The 12,418-nt window shown below is 69.9% G+C and carries 12 protein-coding genes; 7 read left to right on the plus strand and 5 right to left on the minus strand.

Features of this window, described 5'->3' with window-relative positions; all coding sequences use genetic code 11:
- Positions 1-55: 55 nt before the first annotated feature.
- From AB0I51_RS22125 to AB0I51_RS22135, 3 genes are all read right to left on the minus strand, one after another.
- Positions 56-604: a hypothetical protein gene (locus AB0I51_RS22125; protein WP_362977608.1), complete on the minus strand. Its 549-nt coding sequence runs from the start codon at positions 602-604 to the stop codon at positions 56-58.
- Positions 605-838: 234 nt separating this feature from the next.
- The gene (locus tag AB0I51_RS22130; protein WP_362977610.1) at positions 839-1,603 is read right to left on the minus strand and encodes a DUF4239 domain-containing protein; all 765 of its coding nucleotides are present in this window, start codon (positions 1,601-1,603) and stop codon (positions 839-841) included.
- 16 nt (positions 1,604-1,619) lie between these two features.
- Entirely contained in the window at positions 1,620-1,748 is a 129-nt protein-coding gene (locus AB0I51_RS22135) for a hypothetical protein (protein ID WP_019068336.1), read from the minus strand.
- 64 nt (positions 1,749-1,812) lie between these two features.
- Here AB0I51_RS22135 and AB0I51_RS22140 point away from each other — a divergent pair, with 64 nt between their 5' ends.
- The 4 genes from AB0I51_RS22140 to AB0I51_RS22155 all read left to right on the plus strand — a co-directional run bounded on the left by AB0I51_RS22140 (position 1,813) and on the right by AB0I51_RS22155 (position 6,744).
- On the plus strand, positions 1,813-2,106 hold the full coding sequence (locus tag AB0I51_RS22140; protein ID WP_362977612.1) for a hypothetical protein: 294 nt from the start codon (positions 1,813-1,815) through the stop codon (positions 2,104-2,106).
- Between the two features lie 385 nt (positions 2,107-2,491).
- Positions 2,492-3,451: an SCO0930 family lipoprotein gene (locus AB0I51_RS22145; RefSeq protein WP_362977614.1), complete on the plus strand. Its 960-nt coding sequence runs from the start codon at positions 2,492-2,494 to the stop codon at positions 3,449-3,451.
- A 339-nt stretch (positions 3,452-3,790) separates the two neighbouring features.
- Positions 3,791-4,603, plus strand: coding sequence for an SAM-dependent methyltransferase (locus AB0I51_RS22150; RefSeq protein ID WP_362977616.1), 813 nt, complete (start codon positions 3,791-3,793; stop codon positions 4,601-4,603).
- Entirely contained in the window at positions 4,600-6,744 is a 2,145-nt protein-coding gene (locus AB0I51_RS22155; RefSeq protein ID WP_362977618.1) for an EAL domain-containing protein, read from the plus strand. Before AB0I51_RS22150 ends, AB0I51_RS22155 begins: the two co-directional genes overlap by 4 nt.
- Positions 6,745-6,756: 12 nt before the next feature.
- On the opposite strand, the gene AB0I51_RS22160 is transcribed toward AB0I51_RS22155, so the two are convergent.
- Together AB0I51_RS22160 and AB0I51_RS22165 are read right to left on the minus strand one after the other, a co-directional pair.
- Positions 6,757-7,908, minus strand: a complete 1,152-nt coding sequence (locus AB0I51_RS22160; RefSeq protein ID WP_362977620.1) for a PQQ-binding-like beta-propeller repeat protein — start codon at positions 7,906-7,908, stop codon at positions 6,757-6,759.
- Positions 7,909-7,952: 44 nt separating this feature from the next.
- Positions 7,953-8,834, minus strand: coding sequence for a LysR substrate-binding domain-containing protein (locus AB0I51_RS22165; RefSeq protein ID WP_362977625.1), 882 nt, complete (start codon positions 8,832-8,834; stop codon positions 7,953-7,955).
- A gap of 120 nt (positions 8,835-8,954) precedes the next feature.
- Here AB0I51_RS22165 and AB0I51_RS22170 point away from each other — a divergent pair, with 120 nt between their 5' ends.
- From AB0I51_RS22170 to AB0I51_RS22180, 3 genes are read left to right on the plus strand one after another with little or no spacing between them, the layout of a single operon-like run.
- Positions 8,955-9,626, plus strand: coding sequence for a succinate dehydrogenase (locus AB0I51_RS22170; RefSeq protein ID WP_362977627.1), 672 nt, complete (start codon positions 8,955-8,957; stop codon positions 9,624-9,626).
- Between the two features lies 1 nt (position 9,627).
- Positions 9,628-11,580: a fumarate reductase/succinate dehydrogenase flavoprotein subunit gene (locus AB0I51_RS22175; protein WP_362977629.1), complete on the plus strand. Its 1,953-nt coding sequence runs from the start codon at positions 9,628-9,630 to the stop codon at positions 11,578-11,580.
- Positions 11,577-12,326: a succinate dehydrogenase/fumarate reductase iron-sulfur subunit gene (locus tag AB0I51_RS22180; RefSeq protein ID WP_362977631.1), complete on the plus strand. Its 750-nt coding sequence runs from the start codon at positions 11,577-11,579 to the stop codon at positions 12,324-12,326. Before AB0I51_RS22175 ends, AB0I51_RS22180 begins: the two co-directional genes overlap by 4 nt.
- The last annotated feature ends 92 nt before the right edge of the window (positions 12,327-12,418 follow it).

Here is a 12,418-nt window from a genome sequence, read left to right on the forward strand (position 1 = left end):
TCGCCCCGGACCCTTTCGGGTTCCGGGGCGAAGGCCTGTGCGGGTGGTGGAGCGGTCAGGCGCCGTCCTCTCCGGTACGGCGGCGGGAGAAGTGGTACGCCGCCCCCACCGAGCCCGCGATGAGGGCCGCGCCGATGCCGAGCTCCTTGAGGTCGAAGCCGGCGATGCTGCCGCCCTCACCGGCCCGTACCCCTCGGGGCATCTGCTGCGCCGGCTGGAGCGGCTGGATGTTGTTGTTCGTGCGGCCGGAGGCGATGGTCAGACCCGTGGAGCCGCTCTCGCCGTTGCACGTGAACGTCACCTGGTACACCGCGCCCGGTCTGGCGTCCCAGTCGACCATCGCGGTCGCCGAGGACTGGCCGGGCGAGATCCTGACGGTGTCGAAGACCCCGGAGGAGACCGTGACGGAGCCCCTGCAGCCGCCGCTGTCGCGGTCCACCTGCAGGGTCACCTGGCCGCCCGCCGCGATCGTCGAGGGCAGGACGCTGAAGCCGAACGGCGTGATGTTGTGGTTGCCGTCGCCCTTCGCGACGGCGGCCGGCGCCGCGAGGGCGAGAGCGCTGATGCCCAGCAGTGCGGCCGAGGCGACGCGTATCGCGCGCATGGTGGTTCCTCCGGGTCCCCGAGGAGCAGCCGCGGACCTTTTCCGCTGGCGCCGTAAATGCACCTCGATGTCCGAAACGCTAGGAACATGTGTGCGCTCCCGCGATCCCAGTCGCGCGAATGGGGCAACCGTGTGGGCCGCACAGGGGACGCCGTTCCTGCGACCGGGGGACGGCCGCGGCGTGGCGGGCGTCCCCCGGCGGGTGATCCGTCGGCCGGTCCGGGTGAGGGGCCGTCAGTCCTTGATGTGCGGGAAGAGGTTCAGGAACGGCTGCACCGAGGCCGTGATGCCACGGCTGTAGGGCGCGTCGAAGTCCCAGATCAGGAAGAGCAGGAAGGCGATCAGCGCCGAGAACAGCCCGGCGAGGACCAGCTCCCGTTTTGTACGCCGGATCTGCAGCGCGAAGACCATGCCGATGGTGATCACCGCCCCGGCGAGCAGCCCGAACCACACCACCGCCGGCATCGTCGCCCCGGTGGAGTCCGCGCGGGCGCTGCGGGCCAGGTCGGCCGCGGCGACCTGCTCGACGAGCGGCTGGTAGGCCTGCGCCTGGAAGTCCGTCTTCGGCTGGTAGTCGGTGACGTCCTGACGGATGCGTTCGAGGAGATCGGTGCCGTGCTGGGTGAGCTTCTGGTGGTCCGCCATCGTCTTCCACTCGGTGTTGACGACATGTGAGACGTAGGCGTCGACATCCGCCCGGATGCGGTCACGCTCGTCCGGCGGATAGGCCCGCACCCGTTCCGAGATCTCGTGCAGCGCCTGCGCCTCCGCCTGCACATGGTCCTGGGCGGCGCTGCGGGCCTCCCAGACGCCGGCGATCGCCAGACCCAGGACGATGGCGTACACCACGCCGATCCACATCGTCATGTACTCGATGACGTCCGGGGTCTCGCTGGGGTCCTCGTCCTCGGACGCCGCGCGTTCGCGCAGGAAGGTGACGATGACGACGACCACACAGGCCGCCGCCATCGCGAGGGCGAGAACAAGCCATTCCGACAAGGGGTTCCTCCGGGGATCAGCGCGGACGCAGCGCGGCGATGGCGACCACCGCGGGCAGGGTGATGAGCAGGACGTAGACGACCGGCGGCGTCCGGCCGGTGGCGGGCCGCGGGCGCGGCTGGGCGTGGTACTTCGGATAACTCACCGGGGCCGCCGAGGGATGCGGGGCGGGCCTGGGTACCGGCTTGGGTTTCGGCGGCGGAGTCGGTGTGGGCGTGGGCGTCGGGGCGGGCCGGGGCAGCGGGGCCGCGGGCGCCGGGCGGGGTGCCGGAGGCGTGGGTCTCGGCGTGGGCCGGGGCTTCGGTGTCGGCGTCGGCCTGGGCGTCGGAGTCGGGGTGGGTGTCGGCCTCGGAGGGGGAGGCGGCGTCGGCTTCGGCGGCGGAGTGGGTGTCGGCGGGGGGCAGGGCGGCGGCGGGGTCGGCTTCGGGCAGGCCGGGGGTGTCGGCCAGGAGTCGCCGGCCACCGCCACCGCCTGCGTGCCGTCCGGCCCGGTGGAGGCGTAGGCGCACGCGTCGGCCGCCGCCGGGCCCGCCGGTGCGCCCGTCAGCAGCCAGGTGAGCGTCACCAGGGTCAACACCCTTGCGGCGAGGGCGGTTCGGGTCGGTTCGGGTCCATGCACGACGGAGATCATGAGGCCTCGCGGGCCCGCGCACGCGGGAGCGCGAGGGGATTGCCCCGAAGGAGTGGAAGGCGCTGTGCGACGGTTTGACGATCCGACTGTCGGAGGTGGCCGGATGCGTACGCACATCCGAGGCGACTGCCGTGTCACAGGTGTCGGAAAGAAATTTGTGCGGCCGTTGAACACTTCCGTGGTCCCCACCCGTACCTAGGACCGTGCGGCGGCACAGACGGGCGCTGCAACATCCAGGTGATTATGGGGAGTTGACGATGAAGACCTCCTGGCGGAGCGCCTCACTCGCGGCGACGGCCGTGTCCGTCATGGCGTTGACGGCGGCGTGCGGTTCGGAAAATGTGACCACACCTTCCTCTGCGGCACAGAACGTCGGCGCCACGGCGGCGGCCGGAGGTTATGGCAGCGTGGGGGCCGCTACGTCGAGCCCCAGTGCCGCGAGCAACGGCTACGGAGCCGACGGCCAGCAGGCCGCGGCGGCCGAGCCCGCGGGCCAGCTGACCGTTGCCAACAACCCCGATCTCGGAAAGGTGTTGAGCGACGGAGCGGGTCTCACCCTCTACCGTTTCGACGCCGACACGGCCAATCCGCCGAAGTCCAACTGCAACGGCGACTGCGCCACCACATGGCCGCCGGTTCCCGCCGACGACGCCACCGCCGGGGCCGGTATCGACAAGTCCCTGCTCGGCGAGGTGACCCGCGCCGACGGCACCAAGCAGCTGACCATCGGCGGCTGGCCCGCCTACCGTTACGCCAAGGACGTCAACGCCGGTGACGTCAACGGCCAGGGCGTGGGCGGCAAGTGGTACGCGCTCGCCCCCGACGGCAAGAAGGCGACCCTCGCCTCGCTGCCCGGCCTCTCCGTCCGAAAGGACGCCAAGCTCGGCGACATCGTCGTCGACAAGAACGGCCACACGGTCTACCGCTTCCTCAAGGACAAGGCGTGGCCGAAGTCCGTCTCCAACTGCCTCGGCGCCTGCGCGGAGAAGTGGCCGGCCGTCGGCATCGTCTCGGCGAACGACACCAAGGGCGTGCAGAAGAAGGGCCTCATGGGCTTCACCCGGCCCGACGGCGTCAAGCAGATGACCGTCAACTGCTGGCCGATCTACACCTTCTCCGGTGACACGGCCGCCGGACAGACCAACGGCCAGGGCGTGGGCGGCACTTGGTACGCCGTCTCGCCCGAAGGAAAGCCGGTCGGCGCGCCCGCGGAGTAGCGAGAACCTCCCCAGGGTTGATCGCCCCCCGCCCACTCGGCAACGGATACGCGGAAGGGAGGGACGCGGGCAAGCGACAAGAGTGCCGAACACAACAGCGCGTACGACCACAGGTCCGCCCCCTCCGCACCGCACGGAGGGGGCGGGCCGCTTTGACATTCCCCGTACAGCAATTCCGGCATTCTGCGCGCCTCTCCGCATGTCCCCGCACATCAATTCGGCACGTGCCGCAGGCAGTGACCGGGAACGGACGGTCAATTTCCGTTTCCGCTCGCTCCTTTGGCGGGCGATCAGTAGCCTCAGCTCGAACACCGGATCGCCTGAGCCTTGGAGAGATACATGGAGCGTCCCGCCTGGGCACCACGAAGCATCGACATCTCGGTGCCGAGCGTTTCGCGTATCTACGACTACTACCTGGGCGGTTCGCACAACTTCGAGGTCGACCGGGAGGCGGCCCGCAAGGCCATGGAGTTCCTCCCGGGACTTCCCAAGATCATGCAGGCGAACCGGGCGTTCATGCGTCGCGCCGTACGCTTCGCGGCGGCCGAGGGCATCACCCAGTTCCTCGACATCGGCTCCGGAATTCCCACCTTCGGAAACGTCCACGAGGTGGCCCAGGAGGCCAGCCCGGGCGCCCATGTCATGTACGTCGACCACGACCCGGTGGCGGTCGCGCACAGCCAGGCCGTCCTCGCGGGCAACGCGACCGCGGACGTCGTCGCGGCCGACCTCCGCAAGCCCCAGGAGATCCTGGCGAGCGACGAGGTGCAGCGCCTGATCGACGTGAATCGGCCAGTGGCCCTCCTTCTCGTTGCCATACTGCACTTCGTGGAAGACGCGGACGACCCGTACAGAGCGGTGGCAGAGCTGCGCGACGCACTCGCGCCCGGCAGCCTGCTGATCCTCACGCATGCCTCGTACGAGGGAATCCCGTTGCCACCGGAGCGGGCGGAGGGCGCGGTCGACGTGTACAAGGACATTCGCAATCCGCTGATCATGCGCTCGCGCGAGGAGATCGCGCGGTTCTTCGAGGGGTACGACATGGTGGAACCCGGACTGGTGCCGATGCCGGACTGGCGGCCCGACACCGCACCGGAGGACGAGGATCCGTTTTCCTTCTCCGGTTTCGCCGGCGTAGGACGCACGGCGTGATCGCGGAGCCGGACGGGCCGGAGGACAGACTGCGCAGGTTCGCGACCATCTGGAGCCGGGCGGTGTTCCCGGCGACCTCGACCTCGCTGACCCGGCCGGAGTTCGAGGAGCTGCTCCTGCCGCTGGCACGGCGGTTGAGCGACGCGCTGCGCGCCAGGACCTTCGAGGCAGAGGAGGGCAAGCAGGTCGGCGCCGCCCTCGTCGCCGCGCACTGCACCGACCCGGACGCCCTCAGCCGGACCCTGGAGTGCGTCGACGCCTACCTGGTGCTCTACTGCGGCGGCGACGGCTCCCAGGAGGACCTGCGGATCCGCTCGGCCCGCCTCCAGCACGCCATGGCCGCCGGCTTCGCCCAGGAGCTGCGCGAGCGCACCCTCGCCGAGCAGGAGGCCATCTCGGTGGCCGCACTCCAGGCCCAGGGCGTGGTCGCCCAGGCCCTGCACGCGACGGAGGCCCGCTTCCGCGCGGTCTTCGAGGGCGCGGCCATAGGAATCGGCATGGCCGACCTCGAAGGCAACATCCTCCAGGTCAACGGCGCGCTGCTGCGCATGTTCGGGATCTCCGACCAGACCATGGGCGGACGCAACGTCCGCGAGTGGACCCACCCGGACGACGCGCCCCAGACCTGGACCCTCTACGACGAACTCGTCCGCGGCGAGCGCGAGCACTACCACGTCGAGAAGGCGTTCTACCGGCCTGACGGAACGGTCCTGTGGACCAACCTCACCGTTTCCCTGCTGCGCGACGCCGACGGCAACCCGCAGTACCAGCTCGCTCTCATGGAGGACACCACCGAGCGCCGGCTGCTGAACCTGCGGCTGCGCTACGAGGCGACCCACGACGCCCTCACCGGCCTCCCCAACCGCACCCTGTTCTTCGAACGCCTGGAGAAGGCGCTCGGCGCGGGCGACAACCAGCGGTTCGGGCTCTGCTACCTCGACCTCGACGGCTTCAAGACCATCAACGACAGCCTCGGCCACGCGGCCGGCGACCGGCTGCTCGTCGAGGTCGCCGACCGGCTCCAGTCCTGCGCGACCGCACCCGGCGAGATGGTCGCCCGGCTCGGCGGCGACGAGTTCGTGGCGCTGACCACGGGACCCGACACCGAGCGCGAGGTCGACGAACTCGCCGGCCGCATCATGAACGCGCTGATCACCCCCGTCAGCATCGACGGCCGTGACCTCACCGTGCGCGGCTCCATCGGCATCGTCGAGGGCCCGGCCGGCGAGCGCGGTCCGGCGGAGGTGCTGCGCAGCGCCGACATCACGATGTACCGGGCCAAGTCGGCGGGCGGCAACCGCTTCGAACTCGCCGACCCCGAGGCCGACGCCCGCGTCATCACCCGGCACGGCCTGACCACCGCGCTGCCGGCCGCCCTGGACCGCAACGAGTTCTTCATCGAGTACCAGCCGCTGGTCCACCTCGGCGACGGCAGTGTGCGCGGCGCCGAGGCCCTGGTCCGCTGGCTGCATCCGCAGCACGGTGTGCTCGGCCCCGACCGCTTCATCCCGCTCGCCGAACACACGGGCCTGATCGTGCCGTTGGGCCGCTGGGTCCTCGACCAGTCCGTCCGGCAGGCCAAGCAGTGGCAGGAACGACACGGCGGCAACGACGCCACCGGACCGCTGCGCATCAACGTCAACCTCTCGCCCTGCCAGCTCAGCCACCCCGGCCTGGTGCAGGACACCGTCGACATCCTGGAGCGCGCGGGCGTCACTCCGGACGCGCTCTGCCTGGAGGTCACCGAGTCCGCGCTCATCGGCGCCGACGACGACCTGCTGAAGCCGCTGCGCCAACTGGCCGAGATGGGCGTCGACATCGCCCTCGACGACTTCGGCACCGGCTACTCCAACCTCGCCAACCTCCGCCGCCTGCCGGTCAGCATCCTCAAACTGGACCGCTCCTTCACCCAGGGCATGCAGCAGTTCCCGGCCGACCCCGTCGACCTCAAGATCGTCGAGGGGATCGTCTCCCTCGCCCACAGCCTGAACCTCGCGGTGACGGTCGAGGGCGTCGAAACGGGGGCGCAGGCCGAGCAGTTGCGGATACTCGGCTGCGACACGGCCCAGGGCTGGTACTACGCCCGCCCCGGCCCGCCGGAACGGCTGCACGAACTGGCGCTGGTGGACGCGACGGGCTGAGCGACCCCTGCCTCAGGGCAGCGGGATCGACCGCAGGCTGCGATGGGTGCCCGCCTGTACGACGACATGGCCCGGGTCACCGCCCGGCACGGCGAGCCTGGGGTATTCGCCGCCCCTCGCCTGTGAGTAACGCGGGGACAGGTGCGGCGCGGCGTCGCCGGTCCCCTTCGGACCGGCGCGCAGGTCGATCGAGATCACCCGGTCCCTGACGGCGGCGTCGTTGCCCGGGGTGAAGGTGAGGAACCGGTCACCCGCCAACTCCCCCTCCTCCGTGGTGTCGTAGTAGCTCCACAGCCTCTTGGGGTGGACGAGGTCGTACGCGTTCCAGGAGCCCCCGCCCGGGTCCTCCGCGCTGTCCTCGTAGAGCACGAGCACGCCGTCGGACGAGATCACCCCGCGCTCGGGCTTGTCTCCCGTGTCCTCGGCCGTCTTCAGTGGCCGGAGCGTGCCGGGGTCCAGGCGCTGGAGCGGCGGAAAGGTGTCCTCGGCGGAGTACGGGCTGCCGGTGCACACGAGGTAGTGGCCGCCGGCGATGAGGTAGTCGCACTCGACGCCCCGGGGACTGGCCGCCACGGTGTCGCCGGTACGCGCGTCGCGCGCGGTTACCTCGGTGCCGTCGCTGGTGTAGACGCGGCCCCCGAAGACGGCCATGTCCCCGTACGGATCCGCCGCGATGCTGCGGTGCCACAGCGGTTTGCCGTCGGAGGCCCGGAAGGCGGCGAGGGTGATGATCTTCGCGCCCTCCGTCGGGGCCTCGAGCACGTAGACGGTCCCGTCCGCCACCCTGATGACCACCGGGAAGGTGGAGCCGTAGGTCAGCTGACGGGTCCAAGCGGCTTTACCCGTACGGAGATTGGCCGCGCTCAGCGTCGCGCCGGAGCTGGTCACGGCCCGCTCGGCGGCCGAGTCGACGACAAGGTCGGCGTCTTTGCCGCCCTCGGCCGGAGGGACGGTCCACTTGACCTTGCCGGTGGCCTGCGACCGCCCGACGAAGCCACCTGAGCCGGTACGGCACACGAGCTGATGACTGGTCGCCTCGCAGCGCCCCTCCTGAGCCGAGTAGGACGCGGTCCACGCTCGCCACCCCGAGTCGGCAGGCGAGCCCGCGCACCCCGCGAGTATCAGCCCGACCAGCGGCACACCGGCCGGCCATGTTCTTCGCATCTCTGGTTCCCCCCTCGTACGCGAAAGGTTCATCGTACGGACGATCAGCGCTCCAGCAGCATCCGCTGCAGTTCTCTGGCGGCCCGCGGCGGCGCCACATCGCTGCGATGCGCCAGCGCGATCGTCCGGTGCAGTCCGGGCCGGGCCAGCGAGGTCACCCGCAGCCCCCGCCCGGACTTCGTCGCGACCATCCGCGGTACGACGGCCACGCCGAGCCCCGCCCGTACGAAGCCGAGCACGGCGTCCATCTCGCCGCCCTCCACCGCGAAGTCGGGCTCGAAGCCCTCGGTGCGGCACGCGGCGACGGTCAGTTCGCGCAGGTCGTAGCCGTGCCGGAACATCACCAGACGCTCGCCCTCCAGATCGGAGATCCGCACCGTCCGCCCGCGGCCCGGTGCCGGAGTCTCCGGTGACGACACGACGACCAGGTCCTCACGAAGCAGCTCCACCGTGGTCAGCGCCGGCGACGGAGTGGGCAGCGGCAGCACCACCAGGGCCAGGTCCAGGGCGCCGCGCGCGAGTTCCCGTACGAGATCGTGCGAACCGCCCTCCTCGATCAGCAGCCGGATGCCCGGATACCGGTAGTGGAAGGCGCGCAGCACGTCCGGCAGCAGGCCCGTGCACAGGCTCGGGGTCGCGCCGAGGCGGACCCGGCCACTGCGCAGCTGGACCAGTTCGAGTACCTCGTGCCGGGCCGTGTCCGCGTCGGCCAGGATGCGCCGCGCGAGCGGCAGCAGCGCCTCACCCGCGTCGGTGAGCGTGATGTTGCCCCGGGCCCGCAGGAACAGATCGGCCCCCAACTCCCGCTCCAGCGCCTTGATCTGCTGGGACAGCGAGGGCTGCGCGACATGGACCAGATCGGCGGCCCGGGTGAAGTGCCGGGTCTCGGCGACGGCCACGAAGTACTGGAGCTGTTGGAACTGCATGCAGCCACGATAGCCCCAGCCTATGGAATCAAGGCGGATCATGTCTTGGACCGATCCACCCTCCGGCACCTAACGTCCGTGGACATGGCTCTGGCAACGCGGACGGACCGACGTCCGTCCATGGCACGCACCGTGTGGGACAGCTCCGTCGGTAAGAAGACAGTGATGGCGGTCAGCGGCCTGATCATGCTGCTGTACCTGGTCGTCCACATGATCGGGAACCTGAAGATCTTCTTCGGCGCGGGGGAGTTCAACCACTACGCCCACTGGCTGCGCACCGTCGGCGAACCCTTCATGCACTACGAGTGGACGCTCTGGCTGATCCGGATCGTCCTCGTCGTCGCCGTGGTCGCCCACGCCGTCTCCGCGTACCAGCTCAGTCGCCGCGACATCAGGGCGCGCCCCAGCAAGTACGTCCACAAGAAGCCCCGCGCGGCCTACGCCACCCGCACCATGCGCTGGGGCGGGATCATCCTCGCCCTGTTCATCGTCTGGCACATCCTCGACCTGACGACCGGCACCGTGCACTCCGGCGGCTTCCAGGAGGGCCACCCGTACCAGAACGTCGTGGACACCTTCTCCACCTGGTACGGCGACACCGTCTACATCGTCGCGATGCTCGCCCTCGGCCTGCACGTACGGCACGGCTTCTGGAGCGCGGCCCAGACCCTCGGCGCGGGCAGCCGCAGCCGTGACCGCGCCCTGAAGACCGTCGCCAATGTCCTCGCGCTGCTGCTCACCGCCGGCTTCATCGCCGTGCCCGTGGGCGTCATGACCGGAGTGGTGAGCTGAAATGACCCTTGAATACGCGGACTTCACGACCGGGGACCCCGTCACCGACACCAAGGCGCCCACCGGCCCGATCAACGAGCGCTGGGACACCCGCCGTTTCGAGGCCAAGCTGGTCAACCCCGCCAACCGGCGCAAACACACGGTGATCGTCGTCGGCACCGGCCTCGCGGGCGGCTCGGCCGGCGCCACCCTCGCCGAACAGGGCTACCACGTGGTCCAGTTCTGCTACCAGGACTCCCCACGCCGCGCCCACTCGATCGCCGCCCAGGGCGGCATCAACGCGGCGAAGAACTACCGCAACGACGGCGACTCCGTCCACCGCCTCTTCTACGACACCGTCAAGGGCGGCGACTTCAGGGCCCGAGAGTCCAACGTCCACCGCCTCGCGCAGATCTCCGTCGAGATCATCGACCAGTGCGTCGCGCAGGGCGTGCCGTTCGCGCGGGAGTACGGCGGTCTGCTCGACACCCGCTCCTTCGGCGGGGTGCAGGTCTCGCGCACCTTCTACGCCCGCGGCCAGACAGGGCAGCAACTCCTGCTCGGCGCCTACCAGGCACTGTCCCGGCAGATCGCCGCCGGGAACATCGAGATGCATCCGCGCACCGAGATGCTCGACCTGATCGTCATCGACGGGAAGGCGCGCGGGATCGTGGCACGCGATCTCATCAGCGGCCGTATCGACACCTACTTCGCGGACGCCGTCGTCCTGGCCAGCGGCGGCTACGGCAACGTCTTCTACCTGTCGACGAACGCCATGAACTCCAACGCCACCGCCGTCTGGCGCGCCCACCGGCGCGGCGCGCTCTTCGCCAACCCGTGCTTCACGCAGATCCATCCGACCTGCATCCCGCGCACCGGCGAGCACCAGTCCAAGCTGACCCTGATGAGCGAGTCGCTGCGCAACGACGGCCGGATCTGGGTGCCGAAGGCCAAGGGCGACACCCGCCCCGCGAACCGGATCCCCGAGGACGAGCGCGACTACTACCTGGAGCGCATCTACCCGTCCTTCGGCAACCTCGTGCCGCGCGACATCGCCTCCCGAGCCGCGAAGAACGTCTGCGACGAGGGCAGGGGCGTGGGCCCCGGCGGACAGGGCGTCTACCTCGACTTCGCCGACGCCATCGCGCGGATGGGCCGCAAGGCCGTCGAGGAGAAGTACGGGAACCTCTTCGACATGTACGCCCGGATCACCGCCGAGGACCCGTACACGGTCCCGATGCGGATCTATCCCGCCGTGCACTACACGATGGGCGGCCTCTGGGTCGATTACGACCTCCAGACCACGATCCCCGGCCTGTTCGCGATCGGCGAGGCCAACTTCTCCGACCACGGCGCCAACCGCCTGGGCGCCTCCGCGCTGATGCAGGGCCTCGCCGACGGCTACTTCGTGCTCCCTGCGACCATCAACGACTACCTCGCGCGGCACCCGGGACACGAGGACATCACCGCCGAACACCCTGCCGTGCAGGAGGTGTTGGCCGAGACCGAGGACCGCCTCGACCTGCTCCTCTCCGTCGACGGCGACCGCACCCCCGACTCCTTCCACCGCGAAGTCGGCGAACTCATGTGGGAGTTCTGCGGAATGGCCCGCACCGACAGCGGACTGCGCAAGGCGCTGGAACGCATCCCGCAGATCCGCGAGGAGTTCTGGCGGCGGATCAAGGTCCCTGGCACCGGCGAGGAGTTCAACCAGTCGCTGGAGAAGGCGAACCGTGTCGTCGACTACCTCGAACTCGCCGAACTGATGTGCCTCGACGCACTCAACCGCGCCGAATCCTGCGGCGGCCACTTCCGCGAGGAGTCGCAGACCCCGGACGGCGAAGCGGCGCGCAGGGACGAGGAGTTCAGCTACGCCGCCGCCTGGGAGTTCACCGGTACGGGCTCATCTCCCGTGCTGCACAAGGAAGACCTGGTCTTCGAGTACGTCCACCCCACTCAGCGGAGCTACGCATGAAGCTCACCCTGCGCGTCTGGCGGCAGAAGAACGCCGACGCCGAAGGCGCCATGTCCACCTACCAAGTGGACGGAATCTCCAGCGACATGTCCTTCCTGGAGATGCTCGACACCCTCAACGAGGAACTCATCCTCAAGGGCGAGGACCCGGTCGCCTTCGACCACGACTGCCGCGAGGGCATCTGCGGCGCGTGCAGTCTGGTCATCAACGGCGACGCGCACGGCCCCGAGCGCACCACCACCTGCCAACTCCACATGCGGTCCTTCCAGGACGGCGACACGATCGACGTCGAGCCGTGGCGCGCATCCGCCTTCCCGGTCGTCAAGGACCTCGTCGTGGACCGCTCGGCCTTCGACCGGATCATCCAGGCGGGCGGCTACATCACCGCGCCGACGGGTGCGGCCCCCGAGGCGCACGCCACTCCCGTACCCAAACCGGACGCCGACTTCGCCTTCGAGCACGCCGAGTGCATCGGCTGCGGGGCGTGCGTGGCCGCGTGTCCCAACGGGGCCGCGATGCTGTTCACTTCGGCCAAGATCAACCACCTCAACGTGCTCCCGCAGGGCGCCCCCGAGCGCGAGACCCGCGTCCTCGACATGGTGGCGCAGATGGACGACGAGGGCTTCGGCGGCTGCACCCTGGCCGGCGAATGCGCCACCGCCTGCCCGAAGGGCATCCCGCTGGTCTCCATCACCAGCATGAACAAGGAGTGGCTGCGGGCGACGCGCCAGGGCGCCAAGCGCTGAACTCGCTCGCAGCACAAGAACGTTCGCCGACAAGATGCGGACGGGCGGGACCGGGAGTGGTGCTCATCCCCGGTCCCGCCAGGCATCGCCCC

Source organism: Streptomyces sp. NPDC050549, assembly GCF_040655035.1.
GTDB lineage: Bacteria > Actinomycetota > Actinomycetes > Streptomycetales > Streptomycetaceae > Streptomyces.

What these genes read in the sequence shown, in the direction of transcription:
- AB0I51_RS22125 (WP_362977608.1), bottom strand. Translation starts at nt 604, where the DNA reads ATGCGCGCGATACGCGTCGCCTCGGCCGCACTGCTGGGCATCAGCGCT.
- AB0I51_RS22145 (WP_362977614.1), top strand. Translation starts at nt 2,492, where the DNA reads ATGAAGACCTCCTGGCGGAGCGCCTCACTCGCGGCGACGGCCGTGTCC.
- AB0I51_RS22150 (WP_362977616.1), top strand. Translation starts at nt 3,791, where the DNA reads ATGGAGCGTCCCGCCTGGGCACCACGAAGCATCGACATCTCGGTGCCG.
- AB0I51_RS22160 (WP_362977620.1), bottom strand. Translation starts at nt 7,908, where the DNA reads ATGCGAAGAACATGGCCGGCCGGTGTGCCGCTGGTCGGGCTGATACTC.
- AB0I51_RS22165 (WP_362977625.1), bottom strand. Translation starts at nt 8,834, where the DNA reads ATGCAGTTCCAACAGCTCCAGTACTTCGTGGCCGTCGCCGAGACCCGG.
- AB0I51_RS22170 (WP_362977627.1), top strand. Translation starts at nt 8,955, where the DNA reads ATGGCACGCACCGTGTGGGACAGCTCCGTCGGTAAGAAGACAGTGATG.
- AB0I51_RS22175 (WP_362977629.1), top strand. Translation starts at nt 9,628, where the DNA reads ATGACCCTTGAATACGCGGACTTCACGACCGGGGACCCCGTCACCGAC.
- AB0I51_RS22180 (WP_362977631.1), top strand. Translation starts at nt 11,577, where the DNA reads ATGAAGCTCACCCTGCGCGTCTGGCGGCAGAAGAACGCCGACGCCGAA.